15 protein-coding genes and 2 pseudogenes are annotated in these 25,575 nt (G+C 40.2%); 6 read left to right on the top strand and 11 right to left on the bottom strand.

Annotated features, from left to right (window positions below):
• Nucleotides 1–83: 83 nt before the first annotated feature.
• A pseudogene (locus tag H5119_RS20685) lies at nt 84–218 on the bottom strand (transposase); the annotation flags it as partial.
• Between the two features lie 81 nt (nt 219–299).
• Between H5119_RS20685 and H5119_RS06205 the strand changes: the two are divergent.
• A pseudogene (locus H5119_RS06205) lies at nt 300–731 on the top strand (NAD(P)H-binding protein); the annotation flags it as partial.
• A 62-nt stretch (nt 732–793) separates the two neighbouring features.
• Here the strand turns inward: H5119_RS06205 and H5119_RS06200 are convergent.
• The 3 genes from H5119_RS06200 to H5119_RS06190 are packed head-to-tail and all read right to left on the bottom strand — an operon-like array spanning nt 794 to nt 4,200.
• Nucleotides 794–1,939 (bottom strand): ABC transporter permease, encoded by a 1,146-nt coding sequence (locus H5119_RS06200; protein WP_182701609.1) that lies wholly within the window; start codon nt 1,937–1,939, stop codon nt 794–796.
• Nucleotides 1,936–2,670, bottom strand: coding sequence for an ATP-binding cassette domain-containing protein (locus tag H5119_RS06195; RefSeq protein WP_054203417.1), 735 nt, complete (start codon nt 2,668–2,670; stop codon nt 1,936–1,938). Before H5119_RS06195 ends, H5119_RS06200 begins: the two co-directional genes overlap by 4 nt.
• A 3-nt stretch (nt 2,671–2,673) precedes the next feature.
• Nucleotides 2,674–4,200 (bottom strand): alpha/beta fold hydrolase, encoded by a 1,527-nt coding sequence (locus tag H5119_RS06190; protein WP_182701608.1) that lies wholly within the window; start codon nt 4,198–4,200, stop codon nt 2,674–2,676.
• A gap of 92 nt (nt 4,201–4,292) precedes the next feature.
• Here H5119_RS06190 and H5119_RS06185 point away from each other — a divergent pair, with 92 nt between their 5' ends.
• Genes H5119_RS06185 through H5119_RS06175 form a run of 3 tightly spaced genes read left to right on the top strand, consistent with a single transcriptional unit; the run spans nt 4,293 to nt 6,747 of the window.
• Nucleotides 4,293–4,667, top strand: coding sequence for a GntR family transcriptional regulator (locus H5119_RS06185; RefSeq protein ID WP_008167164.1), 375 nt, complete (start codon nt 4,293–4,295; stop codon nt 4,665–4,667).
• 2 nt (nt 4,668–4,669) lie between these two features.
• Nucleotides 4,670–5,506 (top strand): ABC transporter ATP-binding protein, encoded by an 837-nt coding sequence (locus tag H5119_RS06180; RefSeq protein WP_169327292.1) that lies wholly within the window; start codon nt 4,670–4,672, stop codon nt 5,504–5,506.
• Nucleotides 5,503–6,747 (top strand): hypothetical protein, encoded by a 1,245-nt coding sequence (locus H5119_RS06175; RefSeq protein ID WP_169327293.1) that lies wholly within the window; start codon nt 5,503–5,505, stop codon nt 6,745–6,747. Before H5119_RS06180 ends, H5119_RS06175 begins: the two co-directional genes overlap by 4 nt.
• A gap of 100 nt (nt 6,748–6,847) precedes the next feature.
• Here H5119_RS06175 and H5119_RS06170 read toward each other — a convergent pair whose 3' ends face one another.
• The gene (locus tag H5119_RS06170) at nt 6,848–8,701 is read right to left on the bottom strand and encodes a serine hydrolase (protein WP_182701607.1); all 1,854 of its coding nucleotides are present in this window, start codon (nt 8,699–8,701) and stop codon (nt 6,848–6,850) included.
• 152 nt (nt 8,702–8,853) lie between these two features.
• On the opposite strand from H5119_RS06170, the gene H5119_RS06165 reads away from it, so the two are divergent.
• Nucleotides 8,854–10,617 carry a histidine kinase gene (locus H5119_RS06165; protein ID WP_182701606.1) on the top strand — a complete coding sequence of 588 codons (1,764 nt, stop codon included), beginning with the start codon at nt 8,854–8,856 and terminating at the stop codon, nt 10,615–10,617.
• Complete coding sequence (locus H5119_RS06160) at nt 10,614–11,327, top strand: LytTR family DNA-binding domain-containing protein (RefSeq protein ID WP_182701605.1); 714 nt, start codon at nt 10,614–10,616, stop codon at nt 11,325–11,327. Before H5119_RS06165 ends, H5119_RS06160 begins: the two co-directional genes overlap by 4 nt.
• A 197-nt stretch (nt 11,328–11,524) precedes the next feature.
• On the opposite strand, the gene recD is transcribed toward H5119_RS06160, so the two are convergent.
• The 6 genes from recD to H5119_RS06130 all read right to left on the bottom strand — a co-directional run bounded on the left by recD (nt 11,525) and on the right by H5119_RS06130 (nt 25,215).
• Nucleotides 11,525–13,573, bottom strand: a complete 2,049-nt coding sequence (gene recD, locus H5119_RS06155; protein ID WP_182701604.1) for an exodeoxyribonuclease V subunit alpha — start codon at nt 13,571–13,573, stop codon at nt 11,525–11,527.
• Nucleotides 13,570–17,133, bottom strand: coding sequence for an exodeoxyribonuclease V subunit beta (gene recB / locus H5119_RS06150; protein WP_182701603.1), 3,564 nt, complete (start codon nt 17,131–17,133; stop codon nt 13,570–13,572). The genes recD and recB overlap by 4 nt, the downstream gene beginning before the upstream one ends.
• Nucleotides 17,120–20,419 (bottom strand): exodeoxyribonuclease V subunit gamma, encoded by a 3,300-nt coding sequence (gene recC / locus H5119_RS06145; RefSeq protein ID WP_182701602.1) that lies wholly within the window; start codon nt 20,417–20,419, stop codon nt 17,120–17,122. The genes recB and recC overlap by 14 nt, the downstream gene beginning before the upstream one ends.
• Before the next feature lie 161 nt (nt 20,420–20,580).
• Entirely contained in the window at nt 20,581–21,642 is a 1,062-nt protein-coding gene (locus H5119_RS06140) for an alkaline phosphatase D family protein (protein ID WP_182701601.1), read from the bottom strand.
• The gene (locus H5119_RS06135) at nt 21,639–22,763 is read right to left on the bottom strand and encodes an alkaline phosphatase family protein (RefSeq protein ID WP_182701600.1); all 1,125 of its coding nucleotides are present in this window, start codon (nt 22,761–22,763) and stop codon (nt 21,639–21,641) included. The genes H5119_RS06140 and H5119_RS06135 overlap by 4 nt, the downstream gene beginning before the upstream one ends.
• An 82-nt stretch (nt 22,764–22,845) precedes the next feature.
• On the bottom strand, nt 22,846–25,215 hold the full coding sequence (locus H5119_RS06130) for a TonB-dependent receptor domain-containing protein (RefSeq protein ID WP_182701599.1): 2,370 nt from the start codon (nt 25,213–25,215) through the stop codon (nt 22,846–22,848).
• Nucleotides 25,216–25,575: the final 360 nt, after the last annotated feature.

Genomic DNA, 25,575 nt, shown 5'->3' with positions numbered 1-25,575 from the left:
TTGCATAATAGCAGCGCTTTTTTATGCCGTACGCAGCGCGATATACGCTTATCCAGCAGCATAGTAAACAACAGCATATGCTAACCTCTGCGATGCTCGTAAGATTGTTCAGTAAAGTCATCTTCGCCACACAAAAATGTACTTCGTACACAACGTGAAATAAAGTGATAATGGTTTGTATCAATCAAACTTACTTGACGCTTTCTTACGATTGCAATCTAACACCCTAACTACTATTTGAACTAACTAAAACGTAGTCTTTAACTTTTAAAAGTACAAAAATTAAGATGAGTGTCATCGTAATACCTACCGCAAGCTCAGGTGGTAGTACGGGTGATGATAAAACGTTATTAATTGATTTATGGGCGGCAACTAAAGCCGTAAATTATGCAAAACAATATGGCATTAAGCGCTTAATCATGGTCAGTTCAATTGGTGCAGATAACCCGGATGCAATCCAAAGCGATTTAAAACCTTATTTAGTGGCAAAAGACATGGCTGATGAGCATTTAATAAATAGTGGCTTAAATTATACAATCGTACGCCCAGGCTCACTCACCGACGAAGATGCTTCACTAAAAATTACCACACAACAACCCAGTGAGCGAAATGAGGCTAAAATCAGTCGAGAAAACGTTGCGAATGCGCTATTACAAATAGCCAACCATTCAACAAACGAAAATAGCATCTTTGAGTTATTCGATGGCGATAAGCCAATCACTTCACTTTAATCGCATTCCATATTAAAAGCGGCTCAACGGCCGCTTTTAATATGTTTTTAAGGTTTTTAAACTTACAAACCAAATACTACTTTTTCGCTTTTAAGCATACGGCTACTTAAATAACTAAATACGCCAAACAATATAATTGTAATCAATGTTGATAGCACTAATTGTGGCACCGGTATTGGGTTGCCTTTAATAAACTCCATGAGTGCAAATTGCTGCGCAGCAATAGGTAACCATTGCACAATATCTGTCGCAATATCGTAAGTCGTTACCATGCTTAATGCCATCGGAATAAATAACACCATCGTCACGTAAGATTGCGCCTCTTTAAATGATTTTGCCGTAAACGAAACAAACACCTGCAAACTGGCTGACATAAATGCAATTGGCAAACACACTACGGCACAAAAAAGCATAAATGACGGTGTAATGGTTACGCTAAACCCTAGCTGCTGCCACGGCACCATACCGTAAGAAAACTTCGACACCACTAGAATGATCGCTAATCCCAGCATAGAGAATGTAGCTATCGCCGCCGATTTTGCTAATACAATGTGTAAGCTACTTAATGGGTGACTTAACAATAATGATAAAGAATTACGTTCACGCTCCCCAGCACTGGTATCTATTGCCAGGTTCATTGCAGCATAAAATACAGTTAAAATCATTGATAGAGTTGCAATCCCCAAGAACATACCCCCTTTAGAATCAGGTGTTGCTTGATCATTGACCTCAACCGCAAGCACTCTCATTAGTTGCGGGTCGACACCCCGTGTGATTAATCTTAAGCTAGCCACTTCAGAATTATACAAAGCAAGCGTTTTTTCCACGCGTTGAATATGTTTACGTAGCTTATCATCTGATTTATCTGCAATGAGCGTTACAGTCGCTGGGCGACCTTCGCGCATATTCTTCTGATAATCATCACTTATTTGCAATATAATTGGCTTTAATTTGCTATCCGTATTATCCGTTCCCATTGCGATATCATTGTTTTTTAAATGAGCCACTAAGTTAGGTGCTGAAAGACTATTTTCAATCGTTATTTTTAATGCATCAGGCGATGCAAGCTGTTGTAATAGCAATGTAAAAAGTATGCATATGCCAAGCGGGGCACCAATTGCATAATAAAGTCCTGCCAATACTGAACGTTTGTCACGACTGGCATCCATGACTTCTTTTTTATATAACACTTTTAATAAATTAATCATGCTGCAATTCCTTCGTCACTGCCTATCAAGTCTATGAATGCTTCTTCTAAACTGTCTTTACCTGTTCGCTCACATAACGACTCTACTGAGCCCTCTGCAACCACTTTACCATTGGCCATAATCACCACGTGGTCGCACAATGCAGCCACTTCTTGCATAACATGCGATGAAAACAGTACGCAGTGCCCTTGCGCTTTAAGTAGCAATAATAACTCTCTTAAAATACGTGTACTCATAACATCCAAACCACGTGTTGGTTCATCTAAAATAATGTTTGATGGGTTATGCACAACCGCTTGAGCCAGTGCTGTTTTCATACGCTGCCCCTGTGAAAACCCTTGGCAACGACGATCTGCAATATCATCCATGCTTAATTTTTCGAGCACTTTTGCTGTCGCTTCTTTTGCCGCAACCTCTGACATCCCGCTCAACTGCGCAAAAAAGGTTATATATTCTCTGGGCGTTAATCTCTCATACAATCCACAAGGATCAGGAAACAATCCCAAATTTTGTTTAGCTGCCATTGGATTTTTTGCAACATCAATACCATCAATCTCAGCTGTACCTTTATCTGCTTTTAGCAAACCAAACACCGTTCTTAAACACGTTGTTTTGCCCGCACCATTGGGGCCAAGTAAACCCGTTATTTTACCATTTTGTGCGCTAAAGCTAAGATCGTTTAACGCATTAACATCACCAATTTTCTTTGTTAAGTTAGTTACTTTAATCATGGTTTACTCCTTGTCTTGTGCGTTTAAAGTTGCGGTCTGAGTATGCATTGGTGCAACACCATTGATATTCATAAAGAACTGTTTATCGTTTTTATCTTTGATACAGTCGGTATTAATATCTTGCATATTTTTTTGATCAATAAATTGGGCGATTATTTTAGGCGCACACGTTTGCGAGCCGATCCCATGAGTTGCCGTGGGTGATACCAAATGCGTTGCTTCACTCATGCTTACCATAGCAAGTTCAGCCCAACTTGGCGGTGTTGCTGGGTCACGCTCACCAGATAACAGTAACGTAGGTGTTGAGCTGTTAAGCGGTTGATAAAATGATTTATCTACGGCTGTTACATTTAATATTGGGCACATAATATCGAGCCCCTCTATCATCAAGCTGCCCACATACGTTTTATTATATTGCTGACGGGTTTGTGTATTTAATTGTGGCCAATCTTCGCCACAAACGATGGCGTTATGCATACCCATGGCGAGCATTTCTGACATATCAACCCCTGCCATTAAACCCGCAAGTGCTGAATAATTACCTTTTGCAGTTTGTGTAATCACCAGTGGCACAATCGCACGACGTGAATGACTATACAAAGCCATACGTATTGCCCCGAAAAACTTTGTTTTTGTAACAGCGAGTGTAATAGTCTCATGTGTACGCGGATGTAAAACCTGCACCTCGACTGGTTGAGCATCGAGTTTAGCCAATAAAGCTGTAAACTCAGTTTTCAAATCAGGGTATTGCTGAGCACACTGTGCGTTGGCTTCACAACGACTAAATAGGGCCGCAAGCGAGCTATCAATAGCCTCACCAATGGCAGCTAAACTTTGTTGCATAGGTACAACACCATCAAGCGTGCTGGTGATCACTGAACTTGAAAATTGACGCGTATATTCTTGCGCTATTCGCGTGCCGTAGGACACCCCATATAGATGAAACCCTTTGTAGCCAAGCGCTTTTCGTACCGCTTCAAAATCTTTAGCGGCAATGGGTGTAGTGAAATGACTTAAATCAATATTGAGCTTATCTTTACACTTTTGCGTGTCTTGCGCGCCCAGAGCAGGTAAATCAGCAAAGGCTTCATTAAATGCAAACTGCGTTTGTAAATCATCACTGTCACACTGCAACTTATTTGAATAACCCGTGCCACGCTGATCAATCAATACTATATCGCGTGTTTCACGGGCAAATTGTAAGTTTCTATTAAAGATAGCAGCGAGATCAATTGCGCCTTGCCCTGGACCTCCGGCAAAACCAAGAATGGCTTCGTCAGGGTAACTTGGTTTAATAGCTGGAATTACAGCAAAGTGGATATCAATATTACCATCCGCCGGATTTTGCGATAAAGACTGGCTAATACTGCCGCACATCAACCTATCAGCAAGCCCTTCCATGTAGCAAGGTGTGAGTAATGGTTGGTTTTTTTTATTATTATCAGCTAATACAGCTGTTGAGCCGGCCAATAATATTGGTAATATTGTAAGCTTTATCAGGCTTTTACGTAAATTAAACATGATTTTCATTAATCTTTCCCTTGTTGCATTTTACACTCAATATGATAACTTAACCTTAGTGTATCGGTGTATTAATGTATTAATACAGTAGAGAAAGAGTAATGCTAGAATTTATTAATGTCAACCCTAATAATGGCGATCCAATCTATAAACAATTGCATGAGCAAATTGTGCGCTTGATTGTGGGCGGGCAATTATTAACCGGTGAAGAGCTGCCATCAGTGCGTAAAATAGCAGATCACTTTGCTGTAAACCCGATGACGGTATCACGTGCAATCGGTCAATTGGTCGATCAAGGCTGGTTAGAGCGTCGTCGCGGTCAAGCCACCCGTGTGGCACAAAAAACATCGCAACAACCTGATCAACAAGACACCTTGCTTTTTAAGGCTATCGATCAACTCGTTCAACAAACAAAACAGCTTGATGTATCGCAAGAAGCGCTCGTCGAGCTTATAAAAAAACGATGGAAATTATAAACATGGAACAGCCCCTTCTTAGCTACAATAATATTTATAAAAGCTATGACCAACGCAGTGTATTAAACAATGTTTCGCTTGCTTTAGAGCCAGGTATGGTCATTGGTTTACTGGGTAAAAATGGTGCAGGTAAAACGACATTATTACGCAGTGCGCTTGGGTTGATAGCACCTGATCAAGGTGAGATACGTGTTTTTGGTGAACCCAGTGATAAGCTCAGCGCACAAAGTAAAGCCCAAATAGGTTATGTGCCACAACAAACATTTGGTTATGAAGGCTTTAAGGTCGCTGACGCTTTGGCACTACACCGCAGCTTTTACCCTACATGGGATCTGCAATTAGAAGCTAAATGGCTCAAACGGTTTGAGCTGGCGACTGATGCTGCAATTAACGAGTTATCTATCGGCCAACGTCAAACTTTAGCGCTGATCATGGCTATGGCTTATCATCCCAAATTACTTATTTTAGATGAACCAGTAGCCAGTTTGGATCCAATAGCACGACGCGAGTTTATGGGCGACTTGTTCGACTTAGCATTAGACTCAGGCTCTGGTATTTTATTTTCCTCACATATCACATCCGATATAGAACGTGTAGCCAGTCATATAGCCCTAATAAAAGACGCCGAGCTTATCTTGATTGACGAATTAGATGTCGTACGCGATACCATCAGAAGAGTCAATTTTACAGAGCAAAACATCGATCTAAGTCCCTACCGCGTGCTTAATTTGCAAGCAAACTCAGCCATTATTTATGGCTACCAAGGAGAGCCTATTCCGGGCGCACTTGCCATCAACCATTTATCACTAGAGCAACTATTTGTGGAGCTGCATGGATGATGAATGCAGTAAAACGACCTTGGTATCAGGGTAGTCTCAATTTTTGGTTTAAAGATTTGGGCTGTGCCAGCTACTTAATTCAGGCTATTTTAGCCGCAGCCGCATGTATCATTTTTATTCGTGTGGAATCGTTATCAACTATGATGATGATATTTGCTGTTGTGTGTGCTTATTGTGCGCTTGCATGGCAAAGTATTCGAATGCAAGCAACTGAATGGCAATGCTTAGTCGCTGATTACTGCAAACATGTAATGTTTCAAGGTAAAGTCTTTATTGCCTTAATAAACCTCATTCTGCTGTGTAGTATTGCCCTATCGCCTAGCTTAAATAACATCAACATGCTGTTACTAGCAAACACCTTGGGCTTAAGTATTTGGTTTACTTGCCGCGTTACAAGCCACTTATTTACAACATGTTGTTATTTAGCATTCACATTCACAATTATTATATCTATCTTTTTTGAACACTTACCTTTGTGGTTAATACCATGCTCCTTACTGGTTTTAAGTCTAATTTTACTATGTAAAAACAAATTAGGTATGCCCTATATATGGCAAGCCGATGCACTTGTAAATTACCGCCAAGGACTTCAGTCAGGTTGGTCGCCCGTACCAAGTGGATTTTTATCAAATTACGGCACAGCCATAAATAAACAACTATTCCCATTGAGTTATTTTGTTGGATCTAGTTTATCGCAATACATTATTTTATTAGTGCTCTTTTCTATCATAGCAATAGTGATAAACTTTTTTTATAACATTGCAGAGCATGTATTATTCGCTTTAACATTAATGCTGTTAGCTGCGGTTACGTTATGCCAATGGGCAAAAGCACAACGTTCACAATCGTGGGAATTACTCACCACTTTACCAATTTATAATGGGAGTCACGCAGTTAAAGTTGCCCTTAGTAACAGTGCACTTAAATTTTCATTGTTAATTGGTATTCTGTGCTTCGTTAGTGCATCTATATTGCTACTGACCCATCAACAATGGCAACTTCTAAATGTTGCAAGTTATGCGGTAGCTTGTATAGCAGCTACATTGACAAGCTTTGTTCTTGGCAATGTATTTAAAAATATAAACGTACTGAGTGTTTTATTATGTTTATCGTGTGGCGTGAGTATGGGAACTGTCAATGTAATGATTGAACATGGCGATAGCATATTGAAGCTTTTACTTATTTCACTTTATGCCAGTGTTTTGGCTGTTTTGAACCGCTTTACAATAAAATACTTATAAACTACTTCAAAAGCCCTTTGCCTTTAGCAATGCTTAGTTTAGCGGGTGTTTATCAAAAAGATTTAACACCCGCTATTCCACATTCTAAATCTATAACTACTTATTGCTTTTTAAGAGTATGTATCATCTTTTCTGCATTTGCATTTTGTGGGTTCAATTGCAAAGATTGCTCATAGTTTGCTATCGCATTAACAGTATCTCCAAAGAGCATGTACGCTTCTGCTAAACTATCAAATGCATTTGCATCATCAGGATATAGATGGCTATAAACCCTAAAAAGCGTTATAGCTACTTGGTAGTCCTTGTTACCTAACGCATTATATCCGGCATTATTAATTGCATTAGCTGAAAGAAATTTTGAATCAGGATAGTTTTTTTTCCATGCTTTATATGCCTTTAATGTGCTTATAAAATCAGCGTGTTTTGCTACTTCAAAAGGAAGTTGTTCATCTTTTTCAAGTTTGCGCATCGCACGCTCAGTTAAACCACTCCCGACATTATTTAGTACTAAAAAATATTTATTAGATAAAGGGTTCATTACAACACTTATCTGATTAGGGTTATTATCTACAGCAAACATCCCACTTCCTTGATAATGCATTTTAACGCCTTTTTTGTTTAGAAGGGGATCTTCATATATCAAGTCGTTACCGGATTTTGATAATGTAATCGTCACTATTTGATCAAACTGAGATAAATACCTGCCGAGCATTTTCTCTATTTGATGCTTGGGGGGTTTTGCTGTTGCTGAAATTACACGTGCCCATTTCATTTTTTTTATCGTACTGTCAATAAACGCATCTATTGCAGGGTTTCTGTGCTCTGTTGTCGCATTCATAAAAACCATAATGCCTTTACCACCTTGCATTGTTGACATAATATGCCCGCCAGTACCAGTGTTTGAGCCTCCATGCGAGAACCACTCTAGATTACCTTTGGCCTCAAATCTCATCCAACCCGGTGACCACCCACCTATTTTTTTAAGCGTGTGAATATCCGTTGTGGTACGTGCTACGAATGTTGAAATAACCGACGTTACTTTACCTGCTAGCGCCTTTTGATATTCAATTGTGAATTTGGCCATGTCTTGTGGCGTACTCCATAGCCCAGATGGTGCTATTTGCGGACAAATTGGTATGCCATCTCTTATAACCTGCTGCTGACGATCATGAACCTTCGCAACATTAGTTAAAAATTGTTTATCTCCATTTTGATACATCGTTGTATTTTTCATACCTAATGGATCAAATAGCATCTTTTGAGCTAATGCTTGCAATGGTTTACCGGTTATATCTTCAATCGCAACTTGTACTATTACATACCCTCCGCCACTGTATTGCCAATCAGTGTCAGGGGCAAATAGCATCGAAATCGGACGTTTATATCGTGGTAGCTTTTTACCCTCAAGCACATCTATAAGGGTTGGAATATCATCCCCTAAATGAAAGTCAGCATACCCGCCTTGGCTCATCCCTGCGGTATGCGACAACAACTGCCGAATAGAAAGGTTTTTTGATGACTCAAACACTGATGAAGGTAACACCCAGCGTTTTAAATAGTTACTCACAGGTGTATCTAAATCTAATTTACCTTGCTCTGCGAGCATTGCTGCAATTGTTGCAGTGACAGGTTTTGCAATAGATGCCGTTGAGAAAGCAGTAAATTGATCAATTTTCTGCTTACTTTTAGTATCTTTAACGCCTGCAAAATTAGTATAAATCACTTTATAATCATCAATAACAGCAAAACTTAGCCCTGGTATTTTGTAGTTATCAATAAACTGCTGATAACTATATTCTTCACCTACCGGTGACGTAAAAGTAGTTAATTGATGTGTATTACCAGTTATAGATAGTTGCGTCTTTTGAGTGTTAGCGACACACACACTAGCCACAATTAAACTTAGCGCTGCGCAACATTTACTCAAAGTCATGATAGTTTTTTTAATAGCCATAGGAGCATCTCGTTCTGTAAAGTAAACCTCAGTGTGGCGCATTAGCCGACTTAAATAAGCAACTTATGCATGAACGGCTCGTATAATTCCTCAACACCTCGAATGTTTTCCTTTTTTATTGCTAAGATGGGGAATATAAAAGAGGGAACACAATGCTTAAGTATCAGCTCATATTCGTTTTATTTTTTACAAGCTTCGCTACCTATGCGCAAGAGCCTGATGCTATCTTTGCCGAGCACTATTATTTAATTGATGATGACGATATTGCTTATTCATTACCTATCGTAAACCGCTCTGTGTGGCAAAAAAATACATTTCACGGTATTAAAAATTCAAAAAATATTCGATGGGTGCAAATGGACTTTAATTTTGAAAAAAAGCCCTCGTCTTCGCTAGGTTTGTTTATTAGTATTTTGGGATCGTTTGAGGCTTATTGGGATGGTGTTTTAATAGGTAAAAATGGCCTTGTAGGTGATTCTCAACACACTGAAGTTGCGGGCCTGATCGATAAAATAATGCTGTTGCCTAATACTGCAACTGATAAAGGCACACATACTTTAAGTTTACGTATTTCTAATCAGCGCGTTTCTTCTGAGGTAGATTATGTCTCGTTTACAAGTGCGATAACAGAATATGACTATTTAATACAGCTGCCTTATAAAAAAGCCAGTTTACCGTTGATAATGACCAGCGCCTTACTCTTAATTGCTTTGTACTCATTGATTGTATTTATTACTAGTTACCGCCAACCCAGCTACTTAATATTTAGCATATTATGCTTAAGTATTTTGGTTCTTATTTTTGTAGAATCATGGCGTGGTCTTATGCCTTACCCTTACGATTGGCAAATTCCTCGCTTACAAATAGTTTTAGCATTGTCGTGCTTAATTTCACTGCTTTTCACCTGTTTTTTTGCATGGTTTTTTAAATTATCAAAAACAAATCGTACAATATGGCTAGCATTTGTTATTTGCTTGCAAGCTGTGTTGTTAATCGCGGTTGGTGGATATGACAATAGAAGCTTATATGTATTTTTAGTGGGCGTTTTTAGTGCTGTGTGCATTTGTATCAAAGCTATCATTACGCAACAAGCCAATGCAAAATTAATGGTTTTGGGTTTAGCTCTATTCATTGCACCTATTTTTATAAATAGTTATTCATACATGGATCAGTACTTTTTCCTCTCTTTTGCTGGGTTAATCTTTTTAATGCTCTACACCCTTGCACAAACCATGAGTGCTAATACCAAACAACTTGAACAAAGTAAAATTAATGCAAGTCGCCTTGAGCTTGAATTAGTCAAACGTAATCTACAACCTCACTTTATCTTAAACACATTAACAGCTGTTGAAGAGTGGATTGAAGACTCACCTGCAACAGCGGTAAAATTTATACACGCCTTAGCGGATGAGTTTAGATTTATGGCGCAACTGTCTGCAAAAAAAATAATCAATCTCCAAGATGAAATCGACTTATGTCGTTCCCACTTAAAAGTTATGACATATCGCTCAAATATAAATTACTCCCTAAGAGTGGATATATCTCACCCGAACAACTGCATTCCACCGGGTATTATTTTAACATTAATAGAAAACGCAATTTCGCATAACCATTACCAACAAGGCCATATTACCTTCTTTTTTGAGCAAAAAATAATAAATAACACGCAGTATTTAACGTTTATCGTCCCTATAAATGCGATTACTCATAATTCAAACAAAAATGCTACACAGACTAAAATAGGCGCAGGTATTGGTAATAAATACATAGCAGCAAGGTTAAATGAAAGCTTTTCTAATCAATGGTCTTTATTTCAGAATATTGAAAAGCAACAATGGGTTACAAAAATATCAACGCCGTTAATAGATTATGATGATCACCGTGCTAATAATAGCAACCTCAAGGATCCCCTATGAAAAAAGTATTAATGGTTGAAGATGAATTTATGGTAGCAAAAAGATTAAAGCGCTTTATTGAGAACGCCTTTGATGAACAAAAAATCGAATTGCATATTTGCACTAATCTTGACGACGCCTACGATTACTTAGCCGATCACCCTATTGATGTTTTATTTTTAGATTTAAACCTGCAAGGAAAAGATGGTTTTGAGTTATTAAAGCACACCCTCTGTGAGAGCTTCCACACAATTATTGTTTCTGCTAATAGCGATCGAGCGATTGACGCGTTTGATATTGGCGTACTCGATTTTGTAGCGAAGCCATTTACTCAAGAGCGTATTAAAAAGGCAATAAACCGGTTACAACAGCAGCATAATGGGGCTAGCAAATACTTAACCTATAAATATTTAGGAAAAATCGAATTACTTCCAATAGAAGATATTCTCTATATCAAAGCTGACGGCCATTACAGTGTGATTGTAACTAAAGCCCAGCAAAACAGAGGCACTAAACAAATTTTACACGATAAGAATTTAGATAAATTACTCGCGTTATTGAGCCCAGACTTTATCCGGATACACCGCTCGTATGTATTGCCAATATCTAACATTAAGGCATTACTCAGTGAAGAAGGCAGCAAATATAACGTGCAACTTCATACCGGTGAACAGCTCCCTATAGGCCGTACCAGACTAAGTAGTTTAAGGACGAAATTGTTGTTTAACTAAATAACCTAAACTCTGGATAATAAATCTATCTCAAGCAGCTATTTTCAGCGCTAACTGCGTTGAATTTACTCGCAATAGGCCCGCTATTGACGCGTAAATTCGCCTTGTTTCCACTGAAAATCTCTGGCTAGAGAAAAAATTTAAATATCACCATGATTCAATAGGTTAGTAAATCTCTTAAGCAGTGTTCAGGTTATTTATAACTTCAATCTTTGATACAAACCCGATGCTCTCGATACGCTTTTATTCATCGCTAGTTGCAGTACTTTTTTATCTGCAACCAGCTCAAAGGTGTTTTTAGCGCGGGTTATTCCCGTATACACTAATTGCCTGTTGATCCCCATACGGGCTTGTTTTAGCGGTGGCAGTACCATAGCGGTGTAGCTAAATTCTGAGCCTTGTGATTTATGAATAGTCATTACATATACTTTATCGTGTGCAGGTAGTCGTGCTGGCGAAAATGCTCGTTGGTTACCTTGCTCATCAATAAATATGGCTTTGAGCTGATTACTTCTATCGGGCATTAAAATACCAATATCGCCGTTAAATAACTTAAGCTGGTAATCGTTTTGAGTCACCATAATGGGCATGCCTGTATAATGATGAGTATTAGGGCTAACTGTTATTAAACCTTGCTGTTGCAATACGCGCTCTATCCGCTGATTTAAGCTATGCACGCCGTAATCGCCCTCTCGTACCGCAGCTAAAAGCTGATAACTAGCAAAAGCAGCATGCACCTGCGCAACATCTGCACCTTGGGCAATTAAGTTAAGATATTTTGCATAATGACTTGCTGCACTTTTAACGAGCTTTTCAATTGGTTTTGCTACAAAGTCGTAATCTAAAATTACATCGTTAAAACGCCCTTCAACACTTTCTTGCTCTACGTAATTTAAAATACCGGTGTTATTGGTGTTTACCGCAAGTGCGAGTTGACCAATGCCGCTTTGTGCATCAAATCGATAACTGTGCTGTAAAAAGGCAACGCAATCTGCGAGTTTAAATTCACTCACGCTTTGCGCTACGAGCTTAGGCTCATTATTAAAACATAAGCTATTTAGCTCATCACAACGTGCTTGCGAGTAGCTTGGCGTTTGCCCAAGTGTTAAACCTTGGCATAAATCGCTCATTACGCTGCCGGTATCTACCGAGGCAAGCTGATCTTTATCACCTAGGAGTATTAATCGCGCGTGCGTAGGCAATGCTTCTATTAATTTAGCCATCAGCGATAAATCGACCATACTGGCTTCATCAATAATTAGTACATCTAAATGCAGCGGATTGCTTTTGTTATGTCTGAATTTATTAGTAAACGGTTTTACGCCTAATAAGCGATGAATAGTTTGAGCGCTTTGCGGGATCAGCGTTTTTATATCATCAGGAATCGTTGTGAGCTTATTTTTAGCGCCCAAAATAGACTCACTTAAACGTGCAGCAGCTTTACCTGTAGGGGCCACCAGCTTAATACTAAGGGGTGCTGTTTCATAAAGTGACTGCAAAATAGCCAGCAACTTAGTCACTGTGGTAGTTTTACCTGTACCTGGGCCACCCGTGATCACACTAAAGCCTTTGGTGGCCGCAATCGCACACGCCACTTTTTGCCAATCAGTTTCAATTGCAGAATCTGCAGGAAAATAGGTATTTAAAAGTTCAGCCAATACTTCATTATTAATATTGAGCTTTCGCTCGCTCATGCTTAATAGTCTATCCGCGAGTGTTTGCTCATAACCGGCAAGGCGCGCAAAATAAAGTCGCTCGTTAAACAGTTGCAGTGGTTTATTTTCGCCCACGCTTTCATGGCTTTGTAAATAATTAAGCGCCGTATGTACGTTAAAGTCATCACTAAACGGGCTTAACGTACTGGGTACATTGCCATCGAGTTTATTAAAGTCACTGTTGCGCAAGTTAAAAGGATTGCTCCAGTCAACCTCATTTAAAGTTAGACAGCTATGCTGGCTTTGCTGCGATAAGCACAGTAATAAAATAATATAAAACAGCTCATTATGAGTTTGCTCAATGTCATTAGCACACAGTAATTCTGCGAGTTTAACATCAACCACACGTAGTCGATTTTGCGCTAATAAATACTCAAGTAACGGCACTTTGGTAATCGTATTATTTAACACAATGTCCTCTAATGGGGTATCTTGTGCTACATTTTTTGAAGTAAGAGGCTCTGCTGCCTCATTATTAAGTGTCTCTTCTATATCGTCAAACAAGCCAGGTTGTTCATTTAAATCGCTCATAGCATGGCTCCTTGGCTAAATAAGCCATCTAAAATAATCACTTGTTCTTCAGTTAGCTTTTTAAAGTACACGCCTTGCCCTGCCGGCATTCCCCGTAAAAAAGTATAATACACACCGCCTAAATGGGTTTCTATTGAGTAATCAGCTATACGTTGTTTTAATAAACGATGCAGTGCTACGGTGTAAATTAAATACTGTAAATGATACTGATGACTGCTCATCGCTTGCTCAAGCATGTCGCTCTCGTAATCAGCTGGCGTGCTACCTAAATAATTAGACTTATAATCTAAAATATAATATTTGCCTTGGTAGCAAAATATTAAATCGACAAAGCCTTTTAACAAGCCCTTTACGTGCGAAAATTCAAGCTTACTTTGCGTAAAGCCAAAATGTTTAACCAGCATTTCGTTTAGCTTAGGTGCACTTAAACTCTCAAGAGGTAAATTAAATTCCATTTCGACTAGGCAATCATTGGGTGTAAGCACACCTAATGAAAGAAGCCCCTCATCTAGAGGACACGCAAGAACATCAAGCACCCATTTTTCAGCCACTTCTCGCCATTGATCACCTATGTGGTACTTTTCAAGGCTGCGCTTAACTACCTCAGATAAGTTTTGCTCGGTATTAGTTGGGTGAACCATTGGGCTAGTAAAATCTATTTGTTCAAATATTTCGTGTAAACAGCTACCAGGCTTTGCCCCTTTAGGAAAACTATAAGGTGATGGTAGTTCGTCCTCTTGCACTGCAAACTCGTCTTTTTCGTGATCTTCATCACTTCGCCCTGGGGCTAATTGGTCGCTGTGCTTTTTAAAGCTCAACGCACTGAAGCTGGTTGCTCGCCAGTTTCGCTCAATATTTGCTGTTACTTTATTAACACTTAACGTTTGCTGCGCACTTTCACTGTTATTAAAACAAAGTGTTCCCTGCTCTAATAATGTGTGTGAGGTAAATTGCTGATAGCTCATCGCGCTATTAGCGTCGCAAAACTCACTTAAATGCGTGCGCCATGCTTGGCTACTGGCAAGCTCAAGCCCTGCAAATAACACATGCCCTAGTGCACTACTTTGCATAGCCAAGCGGCTACTTTGTCCTTGCCCTATGTTATAAACACCAAGCGCACAAAAATGCACGGCGCGAGTAAGTGCTACATAAAGCAGGCGTAAATCTTCAGCTAGGCGTTCTTGTTCTGCTTTTTGAAGGGCATCTTCGTCTTTACTTAAATCGTAAATTAGCTTGCCGTTATCGTGATAAAGCGCTTCTTTTGTTTCGCGATAGCCACTGGCAAACGGCATAAATACCAAAGGGTATTCAAGCCCTTTTGAGGCATGCATAGTGACAATTTTAACTAAGTTGGCGTCACTTTCTAGGCGCACTTGTACTGTTTCGCCGTCTTGTTGGCTTACCTTTTGTGCAAACCATCGCAGTAAACGCAGCGTACCTTCAAGCTCTATTTGTTTTTGCTGAAGTATTTCGCCCAAGTGCCTAAAGTCCGTCAGCCAACGCTCAACGTTATATCCTAACCCTTGCCATTTAGCGCTAAGCTGGTTATGGCTCATTAAGCGCTCAAGCATTGCCATAGCGCCTTGCTTGTTCCAAATGTGGCTAAGTTGTGCAAAAAAGTTTAAATGCTCTTGCCATTTATTTTCATCATCGGCGAGTGCGTGTATTTCGTTATAACTTAAACAAAATAGTGGTCCGGCTAAAACACCGCGCAGCAATGACTCGTCATATTGACCATGCAGCGCTGTTAAAAAGTTAAGTAGGTGATGGCTAAGCTCTTGGCTAAAAACGCTTTCTCGCGATAAATACACGCTGGCTATTTTGGCTTCACTAAGCGCTTTTTTCATTATTTGCGCTTCAACACGGTCGCGCACTAATATACATATATCTGCAGCGCTTACAGGGGTACTGCCAATACACGCATCCCCCTGTTTTGCTTTTTCAAGCAGGGTCACTATTTTATTAGCAAAGTGAGTGGCTAAATGTGCTTGCCCTACACCTTTGTTGGTTGGTTTGTTTTTTTCATCGGCGGCTTCATCCACAAATACATTAAATTCGAATGCGGTAGCGGGTTTGCCATCAATTAAAAAAGAGTCATCCGCTTTTTTACCTTTAGCAGCTACTGCGTTAAAGGGTATAGCGTCGTTATAAATAAAGCTATTAGCGTGTTTGCCAAATAAACTATTAACGCTATTTACTATATCGGTGCTTGAGCGAAAGTTAGTACCCAGCGTAAATTGCTGATCAATCTGTACAGCTTCTTTTGCGCCAATGTACGTAAAAATATCCGCTCCCCTAAAGCCATAAATAGCCTGCTTGGGATCGCCTATCATGGCAAGCGTGGTATTTTGTTGCCCATAAATTTTACTAAAAATACCGTACTGAATCGGATCGGTATCTTGGAATTCATCAATCATGGCAACCGGAAACAACTGCGCAATTTTTTGCGCCAGTACGTCGCCTTGCTCGTTATTAAGCGCACTGTGTAAATTGGTCAATAAGTCATCTGGGGTGATAACGCTTTGCTCTTGCTTGCACTTAACTATTGCGGCTTTTACCCAGCGTGCTGCGTGTTGTACAACCGCTATTTTAAGCCCTTGGTTTATGGTGTTATTAAGGGCGGCAAGCTCGTCAAATTGACTTAGTAATGGGTGCACAAATAATGGCTGATTCTTTTTATAATTAGCTACATCGCTCAGGTTTTCTGTACTCCACACTTCAAACGAATACTTGCTAGTGCCAAATTCAAAAAACAAATCGCCGCCTAAACAAAATATTTCAAGCGCACTCAGGCTGCCTTTTCGTGCTGGCGTTTTAGACCCGCTTAAACCCGAGCCTTTAATAGCACCTATAAACTCTTGCTCTAACACCGCTTTTTTAAATGCAGGTACACGGGTTATGTACTCGTCGCGGGCTTTCCACACATCGTCTAAATTTATTTGTGGCGTAATGTGCGCATTAGCTTTATTTAAAATGCTCGCCACTTGAACGAATAAAGCCTCGGGTGCGGCAAATACATCTAAAATAGCATCGGTGCGTTCTTTATTAAGTGGGTATACAAACGCACGCCAAAAATCTTTAATAGTTTCGAGCAGTATGTCGCGCTCATCTAAAATAAATTCGAGATTAAACGCCACACCCGACTCAAACGCATGTTGTTTTAACATCCGCTGACAAAAGCCATGAATAGTAAAAATAGCGGCTTCGTCCATTGATTTAGCAGCTGCATCGAGTAAATCAAAGGCGCGGTGTTTATCGTCAATTTTGGCAATTACGCCTTCAATGAGTTCGTCGTTTGGGTTTTGCCCAAGCAGTGCGTCGCGCGCAGCAATAATTCGGCTGCGTACGCGGTCTTTAATTTCTTGAGTGGCAGCGTCGGTAAAGGTTACTACCAAAATTTGCTCAACACTGAGCGGCGTATTTAACTCACCTTCTATTTGCATACCTAGTAAGTAACGTAAATACAGCCCCGTAATTGTATAAGTTTTACCGGTACCCGCACTGGCTTCTATTAAACTTTGACCTATGAGCGGCATAGTAAGAGGATTAAGCGCTTGCATGGTCACTCTCCTTTGCGTGTTCAAATAATGGGATGAGCAATTTATCACTCCATTTTATAAATTCGTCTTGGCAGTCGTTTAGCGATTGCACCGTTAAGCGAATATACGGATTTTCGCCCTCGCCTCGCCCTATGTATTGCGGGCTAAATTTGCTCATTGCTTTTGTTATATCGCCGCCGCTTTTGACGTATTCATAACCACTTACCGGAAAAAACGGCACAGGCTCTGTGCGCAGCGCTTTGTATAACTCAAACCAATCAAGTAGCAATGCATCGGCATCAGCTTTATTAATTGGCGCAAAGGTAATTTGCTTATCGAGCCCAAGTAACAATGTTTCTACTTGTTGATCCATACTTTGCGCTGAGAGGTGATAAATAAAGCCTTTAATTAAATCTTTCGCTTTAATACTCGCACTGCGATAAAACACTTGTTTTTGCAAATAAACATGATTGAGCCAGCCTTCTATTTTGGTGCCTTCAATGGTAAGCAAAACTTCTATTGGATCACTTTTCCCGCCTTTAATCTGCTCTTTTACTTGCCCTGCAAGCGCATCAACTCGGTGCTCCATACTCTCAAATATGAGGCTGCCTACATTGGCTTGAGGTAACTCACCCCGCTGCAGTATTTGCTCGGTACTCAGTGGTTGCTCGTTTATATTGGCTTTAAGTATTTCATCAAGGTAAAAATAACGTCGCAGCGCATCTAGGCTAAATGGTTCTTCGTCTTTTGCCACTTCGTTAAATTGTGGCAGGCGTAAACCTAATGTTTGTTGATAAAAGCTCTCTTGTGCGCTGCACACACTTCTAATAAACACATCGAGATCTAACTGCTCTGGCACAGTCACATCAAGTGCAATAACTGGCTCTGGTTTAATTGACTCACTTGGCAGCCAAATTGGATTGTAACTGTGGTTGCTCAGCACAGTATTGGCTTGCTCATCGGCTAAGTAATAATGGCTATTAAAGGGCTGTAAATGCTGCTGGTTAATTAGACATGCGGGCAGCGTTTTTTCGCTTTTATCGTTTAATACAAAACTACGCCCAATATATTCTAACAGCTCACTTACAAGGGTTGATGGCATGCGCGGTTGGTTATCAAAACACGAGCGACCAATGTAACTCATGTATAAGTTGTCGCGGGCACTCAGTAGCGCCTCTAAAAATAAGTAACGGTCATCTAATTTACGTGACCGGTCACCTTTTTGCTTTTTAGAATACGGCACTAAGTCAAAACCAATAGGCTGTACGTTACGTGGGTAGTCGGCATCATTTAAGCCCAGCATACATACCACTTTAAATGGCACGGCGCGCATGGGCATAAGTGTACAAAAGTTTACTTGGCCTACTAAAAACCGCTGCCCTACGCCTTTTTCTTGAATGCCTTGTTTAATTAAGTAACTAACAATACGCTGCGAAACTGCTTTGCTGTAATCGCCGTTGTCGTGGTGTTTTTGTAACTCTTCCAGCACGTTTTGCAATACTAATAAATCCCAGCTGTCATCGCTTTCACTTTCGTATATCGCGTTTAACAGCTCGCTTAAAATATGCGCTTTATTGGTGAGCGTATCGTCGGGTGTTAGCTGCTCTTTAAAGCTTTGCAGTACATCAATAAAGTGCACGAGCTTATTGAGTGTATCAAGCGCCATGCCTTCTACTTCGTCAGCGCTGTAAATACCGTTAAACGGGTATTGCTCGTCGCGCATGGCAATGCCAAGCAATAAACGGTTGAGCCCATGTTGCCAGGTATTTAAATCGATAGCGGGTAAATCAAAGCTACTTTTATGCGCTGCGTTTATACCCCATTTAACCCCAACACGTTCAAGCCAGTATTGAATTTGCTCATATTCGTGCGCTTCAAGCCCAAATTTTTCGGCTATTTGCGTCACTTGTAATAAATCGAGAATATCCGACACACCAAAGCGCGAAAACGGTAAGTTAGCTAAACTCGCAAATGAACTAAGCACGGGCTTTTCTTGCTCTATGGCTAAATCGGCCAATGCATAAGGAATAAAGCGACTGCCTTGTGCCCCGCCAAATACGGCTTCAATATAAGGGCTGTAAGTGCCTACATCGGGCATCATGACGATTATGTCTTTAGGGGTAAGCGCTGGGTTTTGATTAAATAAGTTAAGTAAGTAGTCGTGCAAGCGCTCAACTTCTCTAAGCGGTGTATGGCAATCGCTGAGCGTAATGCTGGTGTCGGTTGCGCTGATTGGTAATTTACCTTCGTCGTTTATAAACCACTCTTTATTATCGGTCAGCGATTCGCCTTTAAACGCAAGCTGATAAATCTCACTTTGTACTTGCCCTAGTAAGGTGTCGTCAAACACATCAATAAAGCCATCAATCCAACGAGCATCTAGCTGTACAAGTTGTTCAAAATAGTCGCGACCTAATTTACCCCACGACGATAACAACGGATTACCTATAAAGTAGTATTCTTCATCTGGGTTGGTTTGTTTTTTTTGTTGCGCTTCCACCAGCGGCATTTTGGCGTATTTAGCGCTTATTTTAGCTGCTGTTTTTTCATCTATAATATCGCCCCAGTAATGCTCACTCGGGTTAAAAAAGAATAATATAACTTCGGTTTTTTTACTCAGCGCTTCAAACACCTCTAGCTGGGAGCTGGCAATCGCCGATATACCAAATAAGCTAATGCGTTGTGGCAGTATGCTATTGTCCATAGTCTCAAGTGCTGCAAGTAACTGCCCTTGCATATTAGCGCGATGAAATTGGCTTTGCCCAAGCTCTTGGCTTAGTGTTACAATGCGTCGCCATAAATCAGGTTGCCATGGCGCAATGGTTACATCTACATCATCAAGCTCATCTTTGCCGCTATCCCATGTGGCTATCCAGTGCGGTCGGTACATTAAATATTGGTCGTACACATCCGCTATTTTTTCACACAGCGCAAAGGTTTTTTGCCCGTCTATATCGCCCTCTAAATAGGTTTTTAGCGGCAAATATAATGGCTCGTCAATACAGTTTGGTAAAATTGCAAACAGTTTCCAAGCAAGGTTAGGTTTATTGAATGCCGACTCTTTAGGGACATTTGGTAGCAATTGCTGATACAACTGCCAAATAAAGCTCGACGGCAGCGGAAAATCTACCTGCGCTGCGACCCCTAAGTTTTCGCTCAAACCTATTTTTAACCACTGCGACATACCCGGCGATTGCACTAGCACTACTTCTTTGTCGAACGGGCTTGGCAATGGGTTTACTTTTAACAGCTGGTGGAACTGCGCTTGCAGGGCTTCCATGCGGTTTGATTGAATAATATTTAGCATATAACACTGACCTTGCTTGAGATAAAACCAGTGTAAGATATTTTCAATATTAGGGGTAGCGCAAACGGGTAATTGGCTTTAATAAATCAGAGAGTTAAGAACTAATTTACAGATTTTTATACGCACAGCATCTATTTTACATACTGTGCGTAGTAGTGAGTTTATTTATAAGGGCTAATACTTGATAAACTAAAGTCACTTTGCATTATTACTTCGCCATCAATGCCTTTTAATTTAAGTGAAATGGTGGGATCAGTTTGCTGCCAGTTTATGCTTAAATCACCATAATTTACGTTATGAGTAAAACCCCCTACTCGGTGCTTGTTAGGACTGACGTCTTTCCATTTTTCAGTTAAGCCAGAGCTGGTCATCTCAATTAATGGGTAATCTAGATTTTGCTGATACTTTGATATTTCACCCCAGTGTGTATCGCCGCTGATGATCACTACCCCATTTACTTTATGCTTTTTAATCAATGCAAATAAACGGTTTCTATCTTCAGGAAAGTTTGCCCATGACTCCCACCCTGTAAAATCGGGTAAAAGCTGTAAGCTTGAGGCAATTAGTTTTATTGCTGCGGGCTTTTTAAGCTCTTGCTCAAGCCATTGCCACTGCGCTTCACCTAACATTGATGCGCCCTTTACTTCACTGGGACTATACGGGCCTTGGTTATTAAGTTTGCGCTTAGTGTAATACTCAAGCTCGCTTACATGGTTTAGCGCATCACGGTTCCAACGCAAATCAGGCATTATTACTTGTATGGTTTGCTCATTTTCACCATACATGTACGAGGTATAAATTCCATCAGGGCGAGTGCGACGCGCTGAGTTTGCAGGTTCATCCCAAAAATTAAGCATAATTTGGCGTGATTGCTCTTTATGCGGATACTCTTTACCTGCATCGTTTTGACCATAATCGTGGTCATCCCACATAGCAATGATAGGCGTTTGCGCTTTTAACGTTTTAAAACCAAGCTTTGCCCCCAAACGTTGGTACTTATCGGCAAGTACACTCATATTATTGGTGTCGCCGTAAATATTGTCACCCAAAAATATAAACAAATCCCCTTGCTCTTTATTAATTGTATTAAATATGGGTATGTTTTTATCTTGGTGCCCACATGAGCCAAACAATATTTTTGATGGCGCTGCCATTGCATTGCCACTAATTATAAGCGCGAGCAAAAGCGCTGCTTGAGTCAATGCATTTAGTAGATGTTTCATTTTAAAATCTCGTTAATGGCAGGTGCCATAGCAGGGTTAATAGTGTATGGATTTTGCCCTAATGCTTTTAAAACAGTGGCAGCAACTTGCGCTTGTTTAAACCCATTTTTAGTTTTAATTAGACCACTGCCTTTAATGGCGGGTCCAATGGCTGCAAGCCAAATATACTCAGAGCCAATAATCCCCTCAGGAAACGCCTTTTTTCCCTGTGCAGATTTAGCCAATGCACGCTTAGAACTGTGATGTTGCCAGTCATCGGCGTTGCTGCCACGGCCATGATCAGTGGTAATAATAAGGGTGGTGTTATTTTTATAACCTGCTGTAGTTTGAATGGTTGCCCATAAGTCTTTTATAAACGCGTCACTTTGTCTTGCCGATTTAAGGTATTGATCGTAGTGACCATCATGCGCAAAGTCATCGGTTTCGCCTAAACTTATCACTAGCAATTTAGGCGTTTTAGCCAACATATAGGCTTTAGCAAAACGATAGGTAAAACTGTCTAGGCGCACGTTATGCCAAGGGCTCGGGATTTCTTTTTGTAACGCATTTAACAGTGGCGCATCTGCAAATAAATCCTCTGCAATGGGCATAAACCCCGCGTTTACATAAACATCGCTGCGTTTATTATTTACAATGTATGGAAATACATCCCAGCTACCAAATAAAGCAGTGCTGTTTTTAAACTCCGGTAACTTATCTAAACGCTCTAAAATAGTTTTATTTGGGTTGAGGACCTTGTCGTTACTGTTAAGGTTTTCGTCAACTTCACCGGTGAGTATTTCGTTATAACCAGGGTATGAAAAATACCACGGGTTACTTACCGACATAGTAGAGCCGTTAGCTCTATCGCCAATTATAACCCCTTTTTTAGCCACTACTTGCGTTAAAAAAGGCATTAGTAATTGCTGGCGCTCATTTGCTGTTTTTGCCCAAAACTGGGTCTTTAATTGCTCTGGCTTTTTAACAAAATCAGTATTATTAATTAAGTTTTTATCAGCCCCATTAAATACTTCTTGCCAGCGTACACCATCAAGCGTTACCAGCACTACATTTTGCGCTGCTGCAAAGTTACTTACTAATACACTTAAGCTAAATACTGTTACTTTTATAATCGTTTTCATCGTGTTTTTGCGCCCTTTCATATAACAAAGCCCATCAGTGATGGGCTTTATTTTAATTCAATTGCTAATCCTAAACTTTAACTTAAAAGTCCGCAGTGAATGTCACGGCAGCAGTGCGAGGTGCACCAATAAAGTATGTAGAACCATTACCAGTACCACCAGCTAAATAGCTTTTATCTGTAACGTTATAAACAACTAACGATATATCAATTGCTTTAAATGGGCCCGCATCTACATCAGTAGAGTAGCCCGCATTAAAATCAAGTACCGTGTAGCCATCTACTTTGTTTCGCGAGCGTGTGTTTTCATCATTCCATGCACCTAAACGCTCACCAGTGTACTTAGCAGATAGACCAATACGAAAGCCATCGCTAAAGTAATCTGTAGACACGACAAATAAATCTTCTGATGAATCAATTATGCTATCGCCATTTCTAAAGCTAGGTGCTACGTCGTTACCATTTTCATCTTTTAGTAATACACCTTGCGAATCGTATGCACTTGGATCATCAGACGTGTACTCTGAGCTGCTATTAGTATAAGACGAGTACAGGTTCCAGCTTGGTGTTAACATGTAGCTTGCTGATAATTCTAGGCCCGCTGAATCAATACCACCTACATTAAGATAAGCGCCATTAGTTCCGATGCTGTAATCAATCCCATCTGAACCACTACCTGGTGCAATAAACGTAATACGATTATCAAACTTAACGCTATAGGCTGTTGCTGTAAGCGATAATCTATCGGCTTGGTAGCGCACACCAAAATCAATATTTTCAGCTGTTTCTGGCTCTATCTCAGTCAGTGTCGAGCTGTCTCGTTCAAGTACACCGTCTTTAATTGCTGCAAAATTCTCACTGTAGCTGGCAAATAATTCAGTGCTATTATTTAGCTGATACAGCACGCCACCACTGAGTAAAACATCCGAATCGCTATCTACTTTATCTGAGCTTTCATTAGCAAAGTGATCGTACTTTTGTAGCTCAACTAAATACTGCTTAGCACCAATATTTAACGTTAAATCACCAAAGTTAATCGAATCTTGTAAGTACCATTTAAAAGTATCGGTCTCAAAGGTATTTTTGTATTGTGTCCAGTAAGGTGTGCTATCAAAATGATGATAAATACGCGCATCAATAACTTTGTGCCAATCACGTGATTCATCACGCTCACTTTGTTCGTACCAAAAACCCGCTTCTATATCATGCATGCCAAGCGTAGCTTGGTAGTTTGCTGTGACGCCTAAACGATCTTTGTTGTAATGTGTATGACGATAAGACATAACGGGTGTTGCTGTGGCATCGTAGCACGCAGGATTTAAACTAGGGCCTGACGCCCATGGCCAACTTAAGCTTGCTGTACATCCCTCACTTGGTGCAAGTGGGTTGCCTTCGCTATCAGCAAAACCATAACTACCCGCACTTTTACCGCCTTGAGTTGTCGCATCGCCATTTTCATCAACAGGTGTTTCTAGATAGGGAGGGATCCAATCACCACGGCCTGAGTTTTTGTGATAATAAGGGCTCACTGTTAATAGTGACGTTGGTGAAATCGCGTACTCGAACTTTAAATAACCTAAGGTATTTTCACGGAGCGTCCCCCAACCTTCTGCAAACATTTGGTCAAAATGCGGAACCCCTGTCCAGTTCCATATGAGCTGATCCCAATCGGGTGTTTGTTCAAACTGTTTAAGGCTTACACTGTTGTAGTTTGTTTCATTTACGTCGTCGTAAGATAAACGCCCAGTAATTGTTAAATCCGCAAGCGTTGTTACCGATTTAATTTCTGCATGTTGGTTATCTTTACCCCCATTACTACCCGAGCCAACCCAGCGACTTGTGTTAGTTTGTGAGTAACTTGCATATGCCTGAGTATTACTAAAAACAGTGCCCGTTTCGTGTTTAACATAATAACGAGTGGCATCGTGGCTGCCTGAGGTATAAGCAAAAGTAGTGCCTTTTTCAAGGCTTGGTGCTTTACTTACAAAATTAAATGTTCCGCCGAGAGCTTCAAGTGATGCCGATTTAATATCAGACGTACCTTGACCAACCTCGACCGTTGCTAAGTTTTCGCTCTCTAAATAACGGTTTGCTTTTGCGCCACCGCCATAATTAGAACCACCATTTGGAATACCATCAACCGTCATACCTAACTGCTGTTGATTACCATCAATACTAAAACCACGCATAGTAATTGTTGTAGACCAATCGTCACCGCCAAATGCATCGCCTTCGTTTATGCTAATACCTGGTAAGTTATCTATTACTGATAATATGCTCGATACCGAACTTTGTTGCTCAAGCATTGCAGGCTCAATCACATTGTTAGCATAACTAGTTGGCTTAGCGACAACGGTTACTTCCTCTATTGTGCTGTCGTTAGCATAAGCTGATGTTGATACAGCCATGGCAATTGCCATGCTCAAAATCGATTTACTTTTTAAAGCGTACATTGTTGTCCCGTTTGGTAATAAACCTGAACTCTGGATAATAAATCTATCTCGAGCAGCTATTTTCAGCGCTAACTGTGTTGAATTTACTTGCAATAGGCCCGCTATTGACGCGTAAATTCGCCTTGTTTTCACTGAAAATCTCTGGCTAGAGAAAATAAATTTAAATATCTCCATAATTCAATGCGTTAGTAAACCTCTTAACCAGAGCTCAGGTTAATAATTATAAAAAAGTGTTAATTATGAAAACGGGCACAGTATGAGTTTTAAATATGACAGCTAAGATGGAGTTTATTTACATAAAAATTAAACTAATATGGGAGATTTATGGCGGGAATATGTATAAAAAAAGACACCTAAAGG

The sequence above is a fragment of the Pseudoalteromonas sp. SG45-5 genome, assembly GCF_014164085.1.
GTDB lineage: Bacteria > Pseudomonadota > Gammaproteobacteria > Enterobacterales > Alteromonadaceae > Pseudoalteromonas > Pseudoalteromonas aliena.
The sequence above is the reverse complement of the archived record's forward strand: the minus strand, read 5'-3'. Positions and strand labels throughout refer to the sequence as shown.